General features: G+C 36.0%; 16 protein-coding genes. 14 read left to right on the top strand and 2 right to left on the bottom strand.

The genetic code is table 11. The features are described 5' to 3' along the window. Positions 1-145 precede the first annotated feature (145 nt). From AC1RPK_RS00815 to araA, 4 genes are read left to right on the top strand one after another with little or no spacing between them, the layout of a single operon-like run. Complete coding sequence (locus AC1RPK_RS00815; RefSeq protein ID WP_481761009.1) at positions 146-1,513, top strand: sugar porter family MFS transporter; 1,368 nt, start codon at positions 146-148, stop codon at positions 1,511-1,513. A gap of 29 nt (positions 1,514-1,542) precedes the next feature. Further along, positions 1,543-3,159, top strand: coding sequence for a xylulokinase (locus tag AC1RPK_RS00820; protein ID WP_481761008.1), 1,617 nt, complete (start codon positions 1,543-1,545; stop codon positions 3,157-3,159). Between the two features lie 5 nt (positions 3,160-3,164). Next, positions 3,165-3,866: an L-ribulose-5-phosphate 4-epimerase gene (locus tag AC1RPK_RS00825; protein ID WP_409021771.1), complete on the top strand. Its 702-nt coding sequence runs from the start codon at positions 3,165-3,167 to the stop codon at positions 3,864-3,866. Positions 3,867-3,909: 43 nt separating this feature from the next. Continuing rightward, positions 3,910-5,337 (top strand): L-arabinose isomerase, encoded by a 1,428-nt coding sequence (araA, locus tag AC1RPK_RS00830; RefSeq protein WP_481761007.1) that lies wholly within the window; start codon positions 3,910-3,912, stop codon positions 5,335-5,337. Between the two features lie 190 nt (positions 5,338-5,527). On the opposite strand, the gene AC1RPK_RS00835 is transcribed toward araA, so the two are convergent. Continuing rightward, positions 5,528-6,472, bottom strand: a complete 945-nt coding sequence (locus AC1RPK_RS00835) for a Dyp-type peroxidase (protein WP_481761006.1) — start codon at positions 6,470-6,472, stop codon at positions 5,528-5,530. Between the two features lie 20 nt (positions 6,473-6,492). Then, positions 6,493-7,446, bottom strand: a complete 954-nt coding sequence (locus AC1RPK_RS00840) for an NADP-dependent oxidoreductase (protein WP_481761005.1) — start codon at positions 7,444-7,446, stop codon at positions 6,493-6,495. A 213-nt stretch (positions 7,447-7,659) separates the two neighbouring features. On the opposite strand from AC1RPK_RS00840, the gene glpK reads away from it, so the two are divergent. The 10 genes from glpK (at position 7,660) to fba (ending at position 21,041) form a co-directional block, all read left to right on the top strand. Next, positions 7,660-9,177 (top strand): glycerol kinase GlpK, encoded by a 1,518-nt coding sequence (glpK, locus tag AC1RPK_RS00845; protein ID WP_481761004.1) that lies wholly within the window; start codon positions 7,660-7,662, stop codon positions 9,175-9,177. A 13-nt stretch (positions 9,178-9,190) separates the two neighbouring features. Continuing rightward, on the top strand, positions 9,191-11,011 hold the full coding sequence (gene glpO, locus AC1RPK_RS00850; protein ID WP_481761003.1) for a type 1 glycerol-3-phosphate oxidase: 1,821 nt from the start codon (positions 9,191-9,193) through the stop codon (positions 11,009-11,011). A 24-nt stretch (positions 11,012-11,035) separates the two neighbouring features. After that, on the top strand, positions 11,036-11,755 hold the full coding sequence (locus AC1RPK_RS00855) for an MIP/aquaporin family protein (protein WP_409022824.1): 720 nt from the start codon (positions 11,036-11,038) through the stop codon (positions 11,753-11,755). Positions 11,756-11,940: 185 nt separating this feature from the next. Continuing rightward, positions 11,941-12,468, top strand: a complete 528-nt coding sequence (locus AC1RPK_RS00860; RefSeq protein ID WP_409021765.1) for a GNAT family N-acetyltransferase — start codon at positions 11,941-11,943, stop codon at positions 12,466-12,468. Positions 12,469-12,571: 103 nt separating this feature from the next. After that, complete coding sequence (locus AC1RPK_RS00865) at positions 12,572-13,510, top strand: dihydroorotate oxidase (protein WP_481761002.1); 939 nt, start codon at positions 12,572-12,574, stop codon at positions 13,508-13,510. A 300-nt stretch (positions 13,511-13,810) separates the two neighbouring features. Then, entirely contained in the window at positions 13,811-14,911 is a 1,101-nt protein-coding gene (locus AC1RPK_RS00870) for a lactate oxidase (protein WP_481761001.1), read from the top strand. Positions 14,912-15,121: 210 nt separating this feature from the next. Beyond that, complete coding sequence (locus AC1RPK_RS00875; protein WP_481761000.1) at positions 15,122-16,456, top strand: NCS2 family permease; 1,335 nt, start codon at positions 15,122-15,124, stop codon at positions 16,454-16,456. 28 nt (positions 16,457-16,484) lie between these two features. Continuing rightward, on the top strand, positions 16,485-18,272 hold the full coding sequence (locus AC1RPK_RS00880; RefSeq protein WP_481760999.1) for an adenine deaminase C-terminal domain-containing protein: 1,788 nt from the start codon (positions 16,485-16,487) through the stop codon (positions 18,270-18,272). Positions 18,273-18,281: 9 nt separating this feature from the next. Further along, a complete protein-coding gene (gene ade, locus AC1RPK_RS00885; RefSeq protein WP_481761144.1) occupies positions 18,282-20,015 on the top strand; it encodes an adenine deaminase in 1,734 nt (577 codons plus the stop codon). A 162-nt stretch (positions 20,016-20,177) separates the two neighbouring features. Next, positions 20,178-21,041 (top strand): class II fructose-1,6-bisphosphate aldolase, encoded by an 864-nt coding sequence (gene fba / locus AC1RPK_RS00890; RefSeq protein WP_481760998.1) that lies wholly within the window; start codon positions 20,178-20,180, stop codon positions 21,039-21,041. Positions 21,042-21,063: the final 22 nt, after the last annotated feature.

Consider the following 21,063-nt stretch of genomic DNA (forward strand, 5'->3'; position numbering starts at 1 on the left):
TCGAACAAATAAAAATAACTATTGATTTGTTCGAATGAATGTGAGAAAATGACCTTGTTGATAAATGCAAACGTTTTCAGAAAACGGTTGCTGTAGGTTTTTCGGTTGGTCGTACCAATCGGACAATAAAATTTGGAGGTGTCATATGCAAAAAGAAAAGAAAATATCTAGTAAGTTTATTTACTTTTTTGGGTCATTCGGAGGAATTTTGTTCGGATACGATATCGGGGTTATGACGGGGGCTTTACCATTCTTGCAAAAAGATTGGGCTCTTCAAAATAGTGCCGGAACCGTTGGTTGGATTACTTCAGGAGTTATGTTCGGTGCCATCTTTGGTGGCGCGTTAGCCGGTAAGCTTTCAGATAAGCTAGGTCGACGTAAAATGATTTTGATGTCAGCTATTATTTTCGTTATTGGTTCATTACTCGCATCATTCTCACCAAATAATGGCCAAATGTATTTAATTATTGTTCGTATTTTCCTTGGACTAGCAGTTGGTGCTTCATCAGCATTAGTACCAGCATACATGTCAGAAATGTCTCCGGCTAAATTACGAGGACGACTATCAGGAATTAATCAAACAATGATTGTTTCCGGAATGTTACTTTCATATATTATGGATTTTCTATTAAAAGATTTACCTGAAGCATGGGCATGGCGCGTTATGCTTGGCTTAGCAGCAGTACCAGCTGTTGTTTTATACTTTGGGGTTTCACGTTTACCAGAATCACCTCGTTTCTTAGTTAAAACAAATAAAGTTGATGAAGCTCGCCAAGTATTAACTTGGATTCGTCCAGCTAATGAAGTTGAACAAGAATTAGCTGATATTCAAACTACTGCGGGTGAAGAAAATCATATTGAAAAAACATCAATGGTTCAATTATTCACAGGTAAATATCGTTACTTAGTTATGGCCGGTGTTGGTGTTGCTGCATTCCAACAATTCCAAGGGGCTAACGCAATCTTCTATTACATTCCTTTAATTGTTGAAAAAGCAACTGGGAATGAAGCAAGTTCAGCACTAATGTGGCCAATTATTCAAGGGATTATCCTTGTCTTAGGTTCACTCTTATTCTTAGTTATTGCAGATAAATTTAAACGTAGAACACTTTTAATTCTTGGCGGTTTAGTAATGGGACTATCATTTATCTTACCTACAATCATTAACATGGTTGTACCAAATACGAGTCCTATGATGATTGTTGTTTTCTTATGTATCTACGTTGCATTCTACTCATTTACATGGGCTCCACTTACATGGGTATTAGTTGGTGAATTATTCCCATTAGCTGTTCGTGGAAGTGCTTCAGGAATTGCATCTTCAGCTAACTGGATTGGATCATTCTTAGTAGGACTATTATTCCCTATTATGACAGCTTCAATGCCACAAGATGCTGTGTTCGCAATCTTCGGAATCATTTGTTTATTAGGTGTTCTATTCATTCGTTTCTTCGTTCCAGAAACACGTGGTCGCTCATTAGAAGAAATTGAAAAAGAAGGTACAAGAAATTAAGTAACCTATACGTTAGGAGTGTAATTGATATGGATTTAGTAAAAACATCTCAAGCAATAAAAAATGGTCAAGTTTCACTTGGAATTGAATTAGGCTCAACACGTATCAAAGCAGTTTTAGTTACGGACGATTTTAAGACAATTGCAACAGGGAGCTTCAATTGGGAAAACCAATTGGAGGATGGTCTTTGGACTTATTCTCTTGAACAAGTTTGGACGGGGATTCAAGCTAGTTATAGACAAATGGCTGCAAATGTTCAAAGCAAATACCATGAATCATTAACAAAAATAGATTCAATTGGTATCAGTGCTATGATGCATGGTTACCTTGTCTTTTCGAAATCTGATGATTTATTAGTTCCCTTTAGAACATGGAGAAATAATAATACAGAACAATCAGCTGATGAATTAACAGAGTTGTTAAACTTCAATATTCCACAACGTTGGAGTATTGCACATCTTTATCAAGCTGTTTTAAATAATGAAGCCCATGTAAATGACATTGGTCATTTAGAAACATTAGCTAGTTATGTTCATTATATGTTATCTGGTAAAAAAGTTATCGGAATTGGGGATGCCTCTGGTATTTTCCCAATTGATGAAAAAACAGGCACATACTCAGCTGATTTATTAGATAAATTCAGTGGTATTGAAAAAGTTTCTGCTTATGATTGGGATATTAAAGACATCCTACCTACTGTTTTGAGAGCTGGTGAAAATGCTGGATCATTAACAGATACAGGAGCTAAATTACTTGATGTTAGTGGCAAACTTGAAAGTGGTAGCTTGATGGCACCACCTGAAGGTGACGCAGGTACAGGGATGGTTGGGACCAACAGTGTACGTAAGAGAACAGGTAATATCTCAGTTGGAACCTCTGCTTTTTCTATGACTGTTTTAGATCAGCCTATGAAAAAAGTGTACAAAGATATTGATATTGTAACAACACCAAGTGGTGCGCCAGTTGCAATGGTTCATGTTAATAATAGTTCGTCAGATATTAATGCATGGGCTTCAATCTTTGGCGAGTTCGCAGCAAAACTAGGTGTTCATTTAACACCAGATCAGTTGTATGAACGATTATTCTTAGAATCAACTCATGCTGATGCCGATGCAGGTGGATTAATGAATTATAGTTACTTATCAGGTGAAAATATTACACATATGCCTGAAGGTCGTCCATTATTTGTTCGAACACCTAACAGTAACTTTACATTACCTAACTTCATCAAGACGCAATTATATGCGGCATTTGCACCACTTAAGATTGGAATGGATATTTTAAGTCAAGAAGAACATATCCAAACTGATGTAATGATTGCTCAAGGTGGTATTTTAAAAACAGCTGTAATCGGACAACAAGTATTAGCTAATACGTTGAATATTCCAATTACGGTTATGAATACTGCTGGTGAGGGTGGACCTTGGGGAATGGCTGTCTTAGCAATATTTGCTAAGAAAAATAATAACGGTCAAAGCTTAGAAGACTTCTTAGATCATGAAGTTTTTGTAGACCCAGAAAGTATGACGTTAAGCCCAGAACCTGAAGGTGTAGAAGGTTACAATACATTTATAGCTAGATACGAAGCTGGCTTGTCTATTGAGTCAGAGGCAATAAAAAAAATTAAGGAAGAAAAGAGGAACTAGTATATATGTTAGAAAAGCTAAAACAAGAAGTGTACGATGCTAACATGCTGTTACCTAAGTACAACTTAATTACCTTTACATGGGGTAACGTGAGTGGAATCGATCGTGAAAAAGGGTTATTCGTCATCAAACCATCTGGTGTTGATTACGATGATTTAAAACCTGAAGATATGGTTGTTGTTGATTTAGACGGTAAGAAAATTGAGGGTGATATGAATCCCTCAAGCGATACAGAAACGCATCGCATTCTATACAATAACTTCCCTAATATTAAAGGTGTCGTTCATACTCACTCACCTTGGGCTGTTTCATTCGCACAAGCAGGCTTGGATATTCCAGCAGCCGGTACAACACATGCAGATACCTTTTATGGCTCAGTTCCAGCAAGCCGTATCATGAATGAAGCTGAAGTTGTCACAGAATATGAAAAACAAACAGGTGACGTGATTGTCGAAACGTTCAAAAAACGTGGACTCGATCCTGATCAAATTCCAGCTGTTTTGGTTAATGATCATGGTCCATTTACATGGGGTACATCTGCTTTAGATGCTGTGCATAATGCTGTTGTCTTAGAAGAAGTTGCAAAGATGACTTATCATACATTGCAATTGAATCCACATGCAATTGACATGCCACAATACTTATTGGATAAGCATTTCCTAAGAAAACATGGTAAAAATGCATATTATGGTCAAATTAAACACTAAAACACGTTTTTAAAAATAATAAACTATTAGGAGGAATTATATTATGTTAAAAGTTAGTGAAAAAGAATTTTGGTTCGTTGTCGGTAGTCAAGGTTTATACGGTCAAGATGTTTTAGACGTTGTTCAAGGTGATGCAGAAAAAATTATTGATAATTTAAATGCTAGTGGTTCACTACCATACAAAATTGTCTTTAAAGAAGTTGCAACAACTGCTGAAGTTATTACTAACATCATGAAAGAAGCTAACTTTGAAGACAAAGTTGCTGGTGTGATTACTTGGATGCATACTTTCTCACCTGCTAAAAACTGGATTCGTGGAACAAAATTATTACAAAAACCATTGCTACATTTAGCAACACAATTTGGTGAAAATATTCCTTGGTCAACAATTGATATGGATTACATGAACACAAACCAAAGTGCTCATGGAGACCGTGAATACGGCTTTATCAATGCTCGTCTTCAAAAACATAATAAAGTTGTTGTTGGTTACTGGAAAGATGAAGCAGTTCAATCACAAATTGCTGACTGGATGGATGTTGCTGTTGCTTACGGTGAAAGTTTCAACATTAAAGTTGCTCGTTTTGGCGATAACATGCGTAATGTTGCCGTTACAGATGGTGATAAAGTTGAAGCACAAATCAAATTTGGTTGGACTGTAGATTACTTTGGTATTGGTGATTTAGTTGCTGAAATGAAAGAAGTAACTGACGCTGAAATTAATGCAACATATAAAGAATGTGAAAGTATGTACGATATGGTTGTTGGCGACAACGATCCTGCCTTCTACGAAGACCATGTTAAAGAACAAATTAGAATTGAAATTGCTTTACGTAAATTTATGGAACGTGGTGGCTACAATGCATTCACATCTAACTTCGAAGATCTTTGGGGCATGAAACAATTACCAGGTATGGCTGTTCAACGTTTAAACGCTGAAGGTTATGGTTTCGCTGGTGAAGGTGACTGGAAGACTGCTGCAATCGACCGTTTGATGAAGGTTCTTGCACATAATAAAGCTACTGGATTTATGGAAGATTACACGTATGATTTACGTGCGGGTCATGAAGTAACTCTTGGTTCACATATGTTAGAAGTTGATCCTACATTAGCTTCAACAAAACCACGCGTGGAAGTACATCCATTAGGTATTGGTGACCGCGAAGATCCAGCTCGTTTGATCTTTGATGGTTCAAATGGTAAAGGTGTCGTTGTTTCAATGTCTGACTTTGGTACTGAATACAAATTATTAATTAACTCTGTTGAAGGTCAAAAACCAGAAGTTGAAGCTCCTAACTTGCCAGTAGCTCGTCAATTATGGATTCCAGAACCAAGTTTTAAAGAAGGCGTTCATTCATGGATTGAAAATGGTGGTGGTCATCATACTGTTCTTTCAATGAACGTGAAGGAACAACAAGTTGTTGATCTTGCTAAGATGTTTGATCTTGAATATGTTGAAATTAAAAAATAATTAATATTTTAAAGGATATCGCTGTTAAAGCGATATCCTTTTTTTGTGTAAGAAGAGTAATCAAATATGATTTATATCAAATAAAATCGGTGCTTACGAAAATAAAGATTCGTAAGCACCGATTTAGATTTCTAATGATAATAATTGAGAATTTTATCTGCATCTGAAAAAATAATCTCAGACTTTCGTGTTATAGATTTCCATCCACAATTTGTTCTAAAGTTGTTTTTGAAGGGATAAAGAATAAATTACCGGTTTCAGCGGTACTGAAATCTAATAATCGATCACTTTTACTTTCGAACATATTAATGAGCATTCGATTAGTTACTGCAAAATGACGTGCGTAACCAATGAAGTATGTCCCTGTAATGTCTTTCCCAGGTTCTGAGAAGGGAACGTTCATACGGACAATTTTATGCTCAATGCCATCTTTCATATCTTGTGAAGCAACGTTATGAGAATTTGGTAATTTTTCTTCGTCAGTTAATTCTAAATCAGAATCTTTCTTCCGACCAATTGCTTTTTCTTGGTCTTCAGTCTTTAAGGCATTCCAAGCGGCCATATTATGGATATACTTTTGAGCAAAAGCATAAGAACCGTTTGTAAAATCAGGATCTTCGCCCCCAATAACGGCGTAATCGAGTGCTTCATTAACATCTGGGTTTTCAGTACCATCAATGAAACCAATAACGGCGCGGCCTTCAAAATAACGGAAGCCGTGTGTTTCATCTTCTACAGTTGTGACATCCTTAATGAAAAGCATAAATTGCGCCATAACTTCATAGACAACAGCACTTTCACCAGCGCGAACATGAAAGAATAAATCGCCAGGAGTTGAAATGGCAGTGTATTTAGGCCCAACAATTTCTTTAAAATGGGTAAGTTCAACAGGTTTGATAGCATCAGGGAAAAGATAATCCCAAGCATCAGAGCCAAAACCAAAGGCAACTTTTAAGTTAGCTTTTGGATAACGAACGTTCATACTACGGATGATGGCCGGAATACGGTCAGATAGCTCTTGAACTGCTTCTAATTCAACTTTTTGATCTTTGTGATTTAAGTTTAGAATGGTGAAATTAACAGCTTCACCTAAATCTTTATAAACATCTTGTGTTAACTTTTCGTTTACTGACATAATAAATGCTCCTTAGACTTTTAATTTCCTTTAACGATTATAACCATTTTACCTGCATTATGTGGTGAATTTAATTGTTTATGGGTTTCAATAATATCGGTTAAATTAAAGTGATATTTTTTTGCTATTTTAATTTCTAATTCATCTTGCATCATTAAATCTGTTAAGAAAGTTAGCGTGTCACTATCTTTTAACTCTTTAACATTCTCAACAAGGTAGTAATCTGCGAGTGGCTTTGATGCTTGAACAGAGTCGGTTGGAACGCTAACTAACGATACCATTCTGCCGTTTGTCTTCAATGCTTTGACGCCTACCTCACTGCCAAGACCGCCAGGAGTTGCATCAACAACAATGTCAGCCATATCTTTAAAAGTTTCGGCGGGATTTTCTTTATCGTAGGCGCTATAATGATCTGCACCTAGTCGACGAACATAGGGTTCGTTGGTGCTTGAACCACTAGCGAGAACAGTTAATTCCATCAATTTAGCAAGTTGCACTAAAATCGATCCGACACTTCCAGAAGCGCCTTCAATAAAGATGGTTTCACCAGCCCTTGCTTTTGCAAAAAAGTTCAAAATATTGTATGCCGCTATACCAGGTGTTGGTAGCCCAGCAGCTTCAGCAATCGTCATATTATCAGGTCGCTTAGCAATATGTGATGTAAAGACGACAAGTTCTTCTGCGTAGCCACCGAAAGCCTTATGAACAACAACAGCATCACCGATATTAAAATGAGTAACTTCATCGCCAATTTCAGTAATAATACCCGTTACGTCACCTCCAGGTACAATTGGAAATGGTAAAGGCATAACGTCTTTCATATAACCGGCACGTAAAATTGCATCAAATGGGTTAATGCCAATCGCTTCGATTGAAACCCTAACCTGTTTTGATTTAAGCGCTACTTCTGGATTAACTTTTAATTCCTCAAATACGGTTGCGTCACCATATTGGTTAAAGCCAAATGCTTTCATAAGTATAACCTCCCTAGATTAAAATCATATTGGTACTAGTCCCAATATACCATAATTTTAAGAAAAGGTTTACAAAACGAGGGAGAATAACAAATTTTGTAACAATGTATTTTGCGCAATCTAATTGACAACGTATTTTTGAAGATGTATAATATCCATATTGGTAAATGATAGCGTTTTCATAAATAATTAAAAAGAAAGAATGTGAGTTATTTGGAAAAATATATTTTATCTATTGATGAAGGAACGACAAGTACAAGAGCAATTATATTTAATCACAAAGGTCAGAAAGTTTCTGATGCACAACGCGAATTTCCACAATATTTTCCTCAACCTGGCTGGGTTGAGCACAATGCAAATGAGATATGGAACGCAGTATTATCGACAATCGCAAATACATTTATCGATTCCGGGATTAAACCTAAGCAAATAGCAGGAGTTGGGATTACCAACCAACGTGAAACAACTGTTATCTGGGATAAGAAAACGGGATTACCCATCTACAACGCAATTGTTTGGCAATCACGTCAAACGGCAGAAATTGCGGAACAATTAAAACAAGATGGCTATGATGAATTAATTCATGAAAAGACAGGATTACTGATAGATGCCTACTTCTCAGCAACTAAAATTCGTTGGATTTTAGATCATGTTGATGGCGCCCAAGAAAGAGCCGAAAAAGGCGAATTACTTTTTGGAACTATTGATACTTGGTTAACATGGAAATTATCAGGTGACGAAACACATGTAACTGATTATTCTAATGCTAGTCGGACAATGTTATTTAACATTCATGATTTGAAGTGGGATGAAGAAATTCTAAAAATTATGAATATTCCAGCAGTTATGTTACCAGAAGTTAAATCAAATTCTGAAGTTTACGGACATACGAAAGATTATCATTTTTATGGTAGTGAAGTGCCAATTTCAGGAATGGCTGGAGATCAACAAGCTGCTTTGTTTGGTCAAATGGCATTTGAACCAGGAATGGTTAAGAATACTTATGGAACAGGTTCATTTATTGTCATGAATACAGGGACAGAACCTAAATTATCTAAAAATAATTTATTAACGACAATTGGTTATGGGATTAATGGTAAAGTTTATTACGCTTTGGAAGGTAGTATCTTCGTTGCTGGTTCAGCAATTCAATGGTTAAGAGACGGGATGCGCTTGGTGGAACATGCACCAGACACAGAACAAGCAGCTAAAGAATCGACGAATGATAATGAAGTTTATGTTGTACCTGCCTTTACAGGATTGGGAGCACCTTATTGGGATCCTGATGCACGAGGTTCAGTCTTTGGAATTACTCGTGGAACAACACGTGAAGATTTCATTAAAGCAACGTTACAATCATTGGCTTACCAAACTAGAGATGTTGTGAAAACAATGGAACTAGATACGGGAATTAAAATTCCGTTACTAAAAGTTGATGGTGGTGCAGCTAAGAATGATTATCTGATGAATTTCCAAGCAGATATTTTAAATACACCTATCGAACGTGCTCATGACCTTGAGACAACTGCTTTAGGAGCAGCCTTCTTAGCTGGATTAGCCGTTGGTTATTGGAAAGACCTAGAAGAACTCAAAGCTGAGTATACTGAAGGGGATATTTTTAAACCAACAATGCCTGTGGAAGAAAGCGAAGATCTATACGCAGGTTGGCAACAAGCGGTTGAAGCAACTCGAGTATTTAAACATAAACCAATGAAGAAAAACAATAAATAAGGGGGATACAACTATGTCATTTTCAGCAACATCAAGAAAACAAGATATCGAACGATTAAAGAATGAAGAATTGGATTTATTAACAATTGGTGGTGGTATCACCGGTGCCGGCGTTGCTATTCAAGCAAGTGCTATGGGTTTAAATAACGGATTAATTGAAATGCAAGATTTCGCTGAAGGAACATCATCGCGTTCAACAAAATTAGTTCATGGTGGTATTCGTTACTTGAAGACATTCGACGTCGGAGTTGTTTCTGATACTGTTCAAGAACGTGCAGTGGTTCAACATATTGCACCACATATTCCACGTCCACAATCAATGTTATTGCCTATTTATGATGAACCCGGCGCAACTTTTGATATGTTCTCAGTAAAAGTTGCAATGAATTTATATGATCAATTGGCAGGTGTTGTTGATCCTCAATGGGTTAACTACACAATTTCTAAAGCAGAAGTTTTACAACGCGAACCACAATTAAAATCTGATAAATTAATGGGTGGCGGTGTCTACCTTGATTTTAAGAATAATGATTCACGTTTAGTTATTGAAAATATCAAAAAAGCACATGAAGATGGCGGCTTGATGGTTAGTCGTATCAAGGCTTTAGACTTATTGCATGCTGACGGTAAAATTACTGGTGTTCATGTATTAGATTTAATTAGTGGCGAAGAATTTGATATTCATGCTAAATATGTTATTAATACAACGGGTCCATGGTCTGATTTTATCCGTAAAATGGATACTGATGAAGATTTTGTACCACAAATGCGCCCAACAAAAGGTGTTCATTTAGTTGTTGATTCTAAAAAATTAAATGTACCACAACCAACATACTTTGATTCTGGAAAACAAGATGGTCGTATGATCTTCGTTGTGCCAAGAGAAGATAAAACATATTTTGGAACAACAGATACTGATTTCCATGGTGATTTTGAACATCCTCGTGTTGAACAAGAAGATGCTGATTACTTACTTGATATTATTAACGAACGTTTCCCAACAGCTAATGTCAAAATTAGTGATATTGAATCAAGTTGGGCTGGATTACGTCCATTGATTTCATCAAACGGAAGTTCAGATTACAATGGTGGAAACTCAGGTAAAATTAGTGAGAAGAGTTTCAATGATGTTATTAACGTTATTGAACGTTTTGAAAAAGATGAAGTAACTAAAACAGATGTTGAAGATGTCTTGAATGATTTGGAAAGTACACTTTCTGAAGATAAGACAAGTGCATCACAAGTTTCACGTGGAAGTTCATTGACTATTTCAAAAGATGGCTTATTAACATTAGCTGGTGGTAAAATTACAGATTACCGTAAGATGGCTGCCGGTGCCATGGCTGCAATTACAAAATTATTGAAAGATAATTATAGTCAAGAATTCAATGCGATTGATTCTAAAAACTTACCTGTTTCAGGTGGTGATATTGATCCTAACAACGTTGAAGCAACAATTAGTTTCTTCGCAAAACAAGGAATGGACAATGGGTTGACTGAAGAAGAAGCTACAGTATTTGCTAACTTATTTGGTTCAAATGCAGCACGTGTATTTAGTCAAATGACTCACGTTAAAGCAGCAGAAGGACTTTCTTTAGGTGAAACAGCTAGTCTTCACTATTCAATGGAAGAAGAAATGACGTTAACACCAACTGATTACTTAATGCGTCGTACTAACCATATTCTTTTCCATCGCGATACATTAGATGCTGTTAAAGTTGGCGTAATTAACGAAATGGCAAGTTACTATAGCTGGACTAAAGAAGAAAAAGCAAAACAAACTGCAGATTTAGATGCAACAATTGCAGAATCAGATATGAATTACTTAAAATAACCATCAAAAATAGGGGTGAGTGTGATGACAACAAGTCTTATGACGCAACTTTTGGGTGAATTTTTAGGCACAATGATTTTAGTATTATTAGGTAATGGGGTTGTTGCTGGTGTTTCGTTACGTAAGTCAAAAGCTGAAGGTGCTGGTTGGATTGCAATCACATTAGGTTGGGGAATTGCCGTAACCTTGGGTGTCTATGCGTCAGCCTTTATGGGACCAGGACATTTGAATCCAGCTGTAACTTTGGCAATGGCAATTGTTGGTAAGATTGCTTGGTCTTCTGTATTACCATATATGGTTGTCCAGGTTGCTGGTGGTATCGTTGGTGCTTTTCTGGTATGGGTTCAATACATGCCACATTGGAAAGAGACGAAAGATTCTGATGCAATATTTGGATCATTCGCAACTGCTCCTGCAATAAAAAGTAATCTATATAACTTTTTAAGTGAATTAATTGGGACATTTGTCTTAATCTTTAGTTTGCTAGCATTCACAAAAGGTAACTTTACAGATGGTTTAACACCAGTCGTTGTTGGTATCTTAATTGTTGGTATTGGTCTTTCACTTGGTGGGACAACTGGTTATGCAATTAATCCGGCCCGTGATTTAGGTCCTCGTATTGCACATGCTATTTTACCAATTGCGAACAAAGGTGGATCAGATTGGTCATATAGTTGGGTACCAATTTTCGGACCATTTGCTGGCGCAGTGATTGCCGCAGGGTTATTCTTAGCTGTAGCATAGGTTAAATGTCTGAAATAATTTATTATTAAGTTAAACCTCTATTATTGAATTTTAATTCAATAATAGAGGTTTTTTATAGTAAATTTTAAAGGGTATTTTTATTGTATATTGATAAATTATGCGATATAATAATTTTTCAATCGTATTTATACGAATAGATTAAGCATAATAAAGGATGTGTAACAGTGACTGTATCTTACTTAAGACTGGCAACGCCAGAAGACTTACCAGCAATTACAGGAATTATTGAGGAAGCAAAAGCTTACCTTAAAGAACAGGGAATTGACCAATGGCAAGGTGCTTACCCGGCGGCGAACCATTTAGAACAAGATATTAAAGATCAATTGACTTATGTCTTAATGGTTGGAGATGAAATCGCAGGAACTGCTGCACTTTGGCTAGGAATAGATCCTATGTATCTTAACATTGAAGATGGCGAATGGATTAATGGCCCACAAGCACGTTATTCGGCTATTCATCGAGTTGCTGTTTCTTCAAAATTTAGAGGTCAACGTTTATCAGAAAAAATGATTTCAGGCTTATTAACAATTGCGAGATCATTGGGTTACAAAGATGTTCGCGTTGATACACATCCTGAAAATAAAGGGATGCAACATGTCATTACCTCAAATGGATTTGATTATAAAGGTATCATTCATATGGAAGATGGCGTTAACTCAGCACGATATGCTTACCAAATTATTTTAAAATAAAACGTTTAAGACAGCGAATGATATCGCTGTCTTTTTTTGTGAAAAAAGTAACAATTTGAATTTTGATAAGGTATACTAGTATCAATATGAAGGAGGGATTTTTTTGATTTCAACAGCAACGACTTTAGCGGGTTCAAATTTTGATAATTGTATGATGAATGCATCGGGTGTTTATTGTATGGATAGCGACGAATTACTTGCCGTCGAAAGTTCTAAGGCGGCAACTTTTGTAACGAAGAGTGGCACGCTTCAACCACGTAAGGGTAATCCAGAACCTCGTTATTTTGAAACAGAATTCGGTAGTATTAATTCAATGGGCTTACCAAATAATGGCGTTGATTACTATTTAGATTTTGTCTCTCAAAATCAGATAAACCATCCTGGTAAAACATACTTTTTATCAATTACGGGTTTTAATCTAGCGGAAGATCTCGAGTTACTTCAAAAAGTAACAGATTCAGATTTTGCAGGAATTGTTGAATTAAATTTATCTTGTCCTAATGTACCAGGAAAGCCCCAAACGGGTTATGACTTTGAAACAGTTGATGCGATATTAAAAGCTGTTTTTAATAGTTATCACAAACCGTTAGGAGTTAAATTACCACCGTACTTTGATATTATTCATTTTGATCAAATGGCTGCTATTTTAAATAAATATCCATTGTCTTATGTCAATAGTATCAATAGTATTGGGAATGGACTATATATTAATGATGATACAGAAACGGTCGTTATTAAACCCAAGCAAGGTTTTGGTGGTATTGGCGGCGAATATGTTAAGCCGACTGCTTTAGCTAATGTACATGCGTTCTATCAACGATTAAATAAGAATATTCAAGTAATCGGAACTGGTGGCATTCAAACTGGTAAAGATGTTTTTGAACATATTCTATGTGGAGCAAGTATGGTGCAAGTTGGAACAGCGTTGATGGTTGAAGGACCCGCTGTTTTTGAACGACTAACAACTGAGCTAGAAGAAATTATGGCAGAAAAAGGGTACCAAAGTATTGAAGATTTTAGAGGAAAATTGAATTATTTATAGGGATGAGATAGGGAAAATTATACCAACTTTATACGAAGGTATATGGGCAAACAGCTGAAATTAGTCATGGACTAATGGACTATAGACGTAACGATATTTAGCTTTAAATGGAATGAGATAATTTACCTAATTAAATGGTGAATTATCTCATTTTTAATTAATAGAATAGTGTTAGTAGTAGTTAATATTTATAGATAAAAAAATATTAGTAGTTATGTGTGCAAACGCTTGCACAATGCTTTATTCAGTGCTATTATTTAGACAAGATAAGTTGGGTGCAACATAAAAGGGGAGTTTAATATGACAGATTACATTACAAGCGATTTAGAAAAAGATATTACCGTTATTAATGCTTTTGATTTAGAAAAAGATGCAGAAAAGATTATTCCAAAGGGTGGATTTGGTTATATCTCTAGTGGAGCTGGAGATTTGTATACTTTAGAAGAAAATATAAAGGCATTTAATCATAAACTAATTAGACCTAGAGTGTTACAAGAAATTGATCATCCCGATACAAAAACAACTATTTTCGGAGATGAAATCACATCGCCTATTATTATGGCACCAGTTGCTGCACATGCATTAGCTCATGTTAAAGGTGAAATTGATAGCGCTAAGGGTGTTTCAGATTATGGTTCAATCTACACAGCAAGTTCATTTGCAACGAAATCATTTAAAGAAATATCAAGTCAAGCTAATGGTCAACCACAATGGTTCCAATTCTATATGAGTAAAGACGATGGTATTAATCGTAATATTATGGATGAAGCAAAAGCTAATGGGGTTAAAGCAATTGTTTTAACTGCTGATGCAACTGTTGGTGGTAATCGTGAAACAGATAAACGTAATGGATTCACTTTCCCACTAGCAATGCCAATTGTTCAAGCTTATCAAAGTGGTGTTGGTCAAACAATGGATGCTGTTTATGGTTCAGCAAAGCAACGCTTAAGTCCAAAAGATGTTGAATTCTTAGCAGAATATTCAGGTTTACCTGTCTTTGTTAAAGGAATCCAAGGTGGAGAAGATGCAAGTGTTGCAATTAATTCAGGTGCTGGTGGCGTCTGGGTTTCAAATCATGGTGGTCGTCAAATTGATGGCGGAATCGCTGCATTTGATGCACTTCAAGAAGTAGCAGAAACTGTTGATAAGCGTGTGCCTGTTGTCTTTGATAGTGGTGTAAGACGTGGAGCTCATGTTTATAAAGCCTTAGCAAGTGGTGCAGACTTAGTTGCAATCGGTCGCCCAGTTGTTTATGGCTTGGCACTTGGTGGTCATAAAGGTGTTCAAAATGTCTTTAATTACTTCCAACATGAATTAGAATTAACAATGCAATTAACTGGAACGCATAATATTGATGAAGTTAAACGTACTAAATTAATCGATAATCCTTACGGAAATTAAAAAAATATAAAAGTTAGTTAGCACTTAAAAACTGTTAGATTGGTTGTTAAAACCTTTTTAACAGTTTTTTTATTTTTGAAAATAGTCAAAACACGAACTTTAAATGTTAATAAATCTACAAAAGTGCGTATTTTGTATTGATTTTTTATTTAATTCGCGTAATATACTGTACATAATATAAAAAATCACAACATAGGGAGATTATATTGCATGAATAATACAGAGGGAAAATCAGGTATTTTTGATCGGTTATTTCATATTAATGAGTCAGGTTCAACGGTTAAACGTGAATCAATGGCTGGATTAACAACTTTCGTATCTATGGCTTATATATTATTCGTTAATCCTCAAGTTTTGGGCGCTGCGGGTATGGACAAAGGAGCTGTGTTTACAGCAACAGCAATATCTGCCGCGTTCGGTTGTTTCTTGATGGCATTCTTAGCTAATTATCCTATCGCAATTGCTCCAGGATTAGGTGACAATGCATTCTTTACTTATTCAGTTGTTATTGGAATGGGTATTCCATGGCAAACGGCAATGGCCGGTGTTGTGGTTGCCTCAATTATCTTTATGCTTATTACGTTCTTTAAAATTCGTGAAATTGTGATAGATGCAATTCCACATGACTTAAAATTAGCAATGGCCGCAGGTATTGGGTTGTTTATCGCTTTTGTTGGATTACAAGAAGGTGGACTTATCATTGGAAACCAATCAACATTGGTCGCGATTGGTTCACTAACGGTGCCAACTACATGGCTGACAATTTTTGGACTCGTTGTGATTGTTATCTTAATGGCTAAAAAAATTCCTGGCTCAATCTTTATTGGAATGGTTGCGACAACTATTTTAGGGTTAGTTATGGGACTTATCAAATTACCAACACATATTATTTCTTCTGTTCCAAGTTTGGCACCAACATTTGGAGTAGGGGTTGAAAATTTACATAAAATTAACTCACTTCAACTTTGGTCTGTTGTTTTAATATTCTTGATGGTAGCCTTTTTCGATACGGCGGGAACTTTAATCGGGTTAGCTACTCAAGCAGGATTTATGAAAAATAATAAAATGCCACGAGTTGGTCGCGCGTTATTATCTGATTCTGCTTCAATGTTAGCCGGATCTGTTCTGGGAACAACACCAACTGCTGCTTATGTTGAATCATCAGCTGGAATTGCAGTTGGGGGAAGAACTGGACTGACATCATTAGTTGTCGGGTTTATGTTCGTTCTAAGTTTATTCTTTTCACCACTTCTGACAGTTGTGACATCACAAGTGACGGCGCCCGTTTTAATCGTTGTTGGTATTTTAATGGCACAATCATTAAAGGGTATTGATTGGGGTCGATTTGAAGTAGCAGTACCAGCATTTTTAATGGTTGTCGGAATGCCTTTAACTTACAACATCTCGTATGGTATTGCCTTTGGTTTCGTATTATACCCAATTACAATGATGGCAGCAGGTCGTAGAAAAGAAATCGGGCCTGTAATGTATATCTTGTTCTTTGTATTCCTATTCTTACTTTACGTATTAAATATTCTTCAATAACATATAAAATTGATGGGTGGATAACTAAATGACACAGACGTTAGCACAGTTAAAAGACTATATTTCTGCAGGTGCAGCAAAAATTCCTGCAGATTTAGTAATCGAAAATGGCAAGTTAGTTAATGTTATGACAAGTGAGATTTATCAAGCAAATGTAGCTATCTATAAAGAGAAAATTGTTGCGATAGGTAATATTGAAGCTTATATCGGCAATGATACGGAACATATAGATGCAACTGGAAAGTATATAACGCCAGGATTAATTGACGGACATATTCACGTTGAATGTAGCAAAATGAGTATGACAAGTTTTGCTAATGCTGTTGTACCTTTTGGAACAACGAGTATTATTTCTGGTTTAGATGAAACAATATCAGTTGCCGGACTAGAAGGTGTTCAAGAAGTTTTTAAAGAGGTAGAAAAATTACCGCTTAATTTATTTTGGGGTGCACCATATAAGACACCATATACAATTCCAAAATCAACAATTGCTTTTAACATCGATTCAGATGTTCAAGAAACAATTCAAAAATGGACAGAATGTTACGGTATCTGGGAAACGGTTAGAGAAGCTGTTGAAACACAAGATGAAGATACGTTAAAAACGTTGGTTCACGCACAAAATAATCACCAACCCATTTTCGGTTGTGCACCAATGGCAACCGGATTGAAATTGAATGAGTATTTAGCAAGTGGTGTTCGCTTAGATCATGAAAGTTATAGTCATGAGGAGCTTGTTGAAAAAGCACGGAATGGGATGAATATTTTAATCAGGGAATCATCCGTTACACATTTCTTGGCAGAAAATATTCGAGCAGTTACTGAAGTTAATCCAGCAATTGCACGACATGTTAGTTTCTGTACAGATGATGTAACTGCATCTGATATTTTACAAAAAGGACATCTTGATAACCTTGTTAAATTAGCTATTCAAGCAGGTGTAGAACCAATTACAGCAATTCAAATGGCAACAATAAATAGTGCTGAAGCTTATCGAATTGATGATCAAGTTGGGTCTGTATCGCCAGGAAGACTTGCTGACATATTGATTGTTGATCAGCCAAGTTCATTTAATGTAGAAATGGTTATTAGTCGGGGCAAAGTTGTTGCCAAAAATAAAAAAATAAGTGAAATGTTGATTGCACCAATCAGAAGTAATTTATTTAAAGGCCAGTTGAAGCATGAGTTAACCTCTGAAAAAGATTTTGAATATAAAGTTAATGAAAAAGTAGGAATGGCAACTGTCCAAACAATTAATAGTCAGGGTGCTTTTGTTCGAAAAAGAAAAGATGTTGAATTAACGATAGAAAATAATATCGTACAACCTAGTCCAGAAAAAGATGTCGCTTTAGTTTCTGTATTAGAACGATTTGGTAAAAATGGAAATCAGGCACTTGGATTTACATCTGGATGGGGCTTGAAAAAAGGGGCAATGGCATCATCTTCTGCACCTGATGATAATAATATTGTCGTTATGGGTGTCAATGCAAATGATATGTCGATTGCTACAAATGAATTAATTAAAGCAGGCGGTGGTCAAATTGTTGTTATTGATGGAAAAATTATTTCATTTTTAGCATTACCTGTGGGTGGTATCATGAGCGACTTATTACCAAGTGAAATTGAAACTGGCGAAATTGCGCTAAGAAAAGGGTCAAATTTAATGGGTAGTGATTTACCTGATCCAATATTTTATATGTCATTTTTACCAATTACGGCAATTCCAGATTTGGCAATTACTGATTTAGGCATGGTAGATTGTGTCGCTTTAGAAATAGTTGATCCAATTATTAAGATATCATCTCTTAAAGGATAAGGAGTTATGATGGAAAAAGAAAATTTAAAGAAGTTAATTGATGTTGCTGCTGGCCGAATTCCTGCTGATTTAGTCTTAACTAATGGCAAAATTATTGATGTTTATAATGCACAGGTAATGACTGGGGATGTCGCAATTGTTGATGGCCTTATTGCTGGAATCGGTGGCCAATATGATGGGGATAAGACGGTTGATGTTCATGGTCAATATATTTCACCAGGATTTATTGATCCACATATTCATATAGAATCTGCCTACGTTGGACCAGAAGAGTTTGGCCGTTTAATAACGCCGCATGGGACAACAACGGTCATGGCAGATCCACATGAAATTGTGAATGTAGCGGGCCTAGTTGGACTCGACTATATGATTAATGCAGCTAAAGAAACAGCCCTTAATATCCAATACATGCTGCCTTCATGCGTTCCAGCAACAAAAATGGAAAATTCTGGAGCGGTTATTTCGGCCAAAGACATGATTAAACCACTCACGAATAATGAGACAAGTGGCTTAGCTGAATTTATGGATTTCCCTGGTGTGATTAATGCTGAGAGTGATATTTTAGATAAATTACTGGTCGCAAAAAATTTAAATAAACGAATTGATGGGCATAGTCCTCAAGTTTATGACAAAGATTTAAATGCCTATATTGCCGCAGGAATTCAAAATGATCATGAATGCTCAACCCTTGAAGAAATGCAAAATCGATTAAGCCGTGGTATGTACGTCTTCCTACGTGAAGGATCTGTCACGCATAATTTAAGAACACTATTAAAAGGTGTCACAACCACTAATTCTAGAAGGGCCATTCTATGTGGAGATGATGTCCAAGCGAAAACAATTATTGAAAAGGGTCATTTAGATAATAGTTTGAAAATTTGTATCGAAGAAGGTATAGATCCTTTAGTTGCCATTCAAATGGCGACACTTAATACCGCTGAGTGTTGTGAGCTTAAAGATAGAGGTGCTATTGCACCTGGACTTAGAGCAGACTTAACAATTATTAGTGATTTAACGGATATGCTAATTTCAAGTGTCTATATTGCTGGTGAAAAAGTTGCTGAAGAGGGAAAATATTTACTAGAAACTAAAAGCTATACAATTGATAGTGTCCAATCGTCAGTCCATTTAGCTAACTTTAGTCAAGAAAAATTAGTTCTGCCTCTAACAAGTAATAGAGTTCATGCAATTGAAGTAATTCCTAACGAAGCAATTACAATAGATAGAGAAATTAATGTTAGTCGTGATGAACTAGGTAATTTTATCTACGATTCAAGTATTCCAGTTTCTAAAATTTCAGTTATTGAACGGCACCATGAAACGGGAAATATTTTCACGGGTGTCTTGAAAGATTACGGTATTAAACATGGGGCAATTGCTATTTCTATTGCACATGATTCACATAATTTAATTACAACAGGAACTAATGATCAAGATATGGCGTTGGCAATTGAGACTTTGAAAGATATTCAAGGTGGGATGGTCCTGACAAAAGATAACAAAGTTTTAATATCAATTCCATTGCCAATTGGCGGATTGATGAGTGACCAATCTGGAGAATGGATATCAGAACAGCTTGAACTATTTAATAAAGTTGCTTATAGAGAGCTCGGCATTAATGATACGGTGGATCCTGTGATGACATTAAGCTTTATGTCGTTAGCGGTGATACCGGAATTGAAAATAACTGATATGGGTTTAATTAATATCAATGAATTTAAATTTGAAGATGTTAGTGTGTAAGTCTGTTAAATCAATGATGAACGGTTGCCTTTATATTAAAATTATTGATAATTAGTTTTATTTAAAAAATGAAAGTTTTATCTGATGATTAAATGTGCTAAAATGTACCTGTATTAAAAAATGCAATACAGACGTATTGTAATTTATCTAGGAGGACTTCAAATGTCATTAGTAAATGGTACAAGTATGTTTAACGCTGCTCGTGAAGGTCATTACGCTGTTGGTGCTTTTAACACAAACAACTTAGAATGGACTCGCGGTATTCTTGCTGCAGCCCAAGAAAAAGGTGTTCCAGTTTTAATCCAAACATCAATGGGTGCTGCAAAATATATGGGTGGATATGAATTAGCTTTACACCTTGTTCAAGACACTATTAAATCAATGGGTATCACTGTTCCCGTTGTTATGCATTTAGATCATGGTGATTTTGAAGCTGCTAAAGAATGTATCGAAGTTGGTTACAACTCAGTTATGTTTGATGGTCATGATTTACCATTTGCAGAAAACTTAGAAAAAACAAAAGAAATCGTTGCTTTAGCACATGCTAAAGGTATCTCAGTTGAAGCAGAAGTTGGTTCAATTGGTGGAGAAGAAGATGGAATTGTCGGAGCTGGTGAATTAGCTGACGTTAACGAAGCTAAAGAACTTGCTGCAACAGGAATCGACTACTTAGCTTGTGGAATTGGTAATATTCATGGCCAATACCCAGCTAACTGGACTGGTTTAAACTTCGATCGCTTAGCTGAATTAGCTGCTGTAATCGAACAACCACTTGTATTACATGGTGGTTCAGGTATTCCTAAAGACCAAATCCAAAAAGCTATTAAAATGGGTGTTTCAAAAATCAACGTTAATACTGAATGTCAATTAGTATTCGCTGCTGCTACTCGTAAATATATTGAAGAAGGTAAAGACCAACAAGGTAAAGGTTATGACCCTCGTAAATTATTTGCACCAGGTACAAAAGCAATCACTGATCTTGTTGAAGATCGTATTGAATGGTTCGGTACAAGCGCAGCTAAATAATTTATTATTTAGTTCTTTCAAA

It is taken from the genome of Dellaglioa sp. CoH-55-MRSF-6, from assembly GCF_056782215.1.

Bases quoted from the DNA above. Each gene is read 5' to 3' on its own strand.
- AC1RPK_RS00815 (WP_481761009.1), top strand. From the start codon at position 146: ATGCAAAAAGAAAAGAAAATATCTAGTAAGTTTATTTACTTTTTTGGG.
- AC1RPK_RS00820 (WP_481761008.1), top strand. From the start codon at position 1,543: ATGGATTTAGTAAAAACATCTCAAGCAATAAAAAATGGTCAAGTTTCA.
- AC1RPK_RS00825 (WP_409021771.1), top strand. From the start codon at position 3,165: ATGTTAGAAAAGCTAAAACAAGAAGTGTACGATGCTAACATGCTGTTA.
- araA (WP_481761007.1), top strand. From the start codon at position 3,910: ATGTTAAAAGTTAGTGAAAAAGAATTTTGGTTCGTTGTCGGTAGTCAA.
- AC1RPK_RS00835 (WP_481761006.1), bottom strand. From the start codon at position 6,472: ATGTCAGTAAACGAAAAGTTAACACAAGATGTTTATAAAGATTTAGGT.
- AC1RPK_RS00840 (WP_481761005.1), bottom strand. From the start codon at position 7,446: ATGAAAGCATTTGGCTTTAACCAATATGGTGACGCAACCGTATTTGAG.
- glpO (WP_481761003.1), top strand. From the start codon at position 9,191: ATGTCATTTTCAGCAACATCAAGAAAACAAGATATCGAACGATTAAAG.
- AC1RPK_RS00855 (WP_409022824.1), top strand. From the start codon at position 11,036: ATGACAACAAGTCTTATGACGCAACTTTTGGGTGAATTTTTAGGCACA.
- AC1RPK_RS00870 (WP_481761001.1), top strand. From the start codon at position 13,811: ATGACAGATTACATTACAAGCGATTTAGAAAAAGATATTACCGTTATT.
- AC1RPK_RS00875 (WP_481761000.1), top strand. From the start codon at position 15,122: ATGAATAATACAGAGGGAAAATCAGGTATTTTTGATCGGTTATTTCAT.
- AC1RPK_RS00880 (WP_481760999.1), top strand. From the start codon at position 16,485: ATGACACAGACGTTAGCACAGTTAAAAGACTATATTTCTGCAGGTGCA.
- ade (WP_481761144.1), top strand. From the start codon at position 18,282: ATGGAAAAAGAAAATTTAAAGAAGTTAATTGATGTTGCTGCTGGCCGA.
- fba (WP_481760998.1), top strand. From the start codon at position 20,178: ATGTCATTAGTAAATGGTACAAGTATGTTTAACGCTGCTCGTGAAGGT.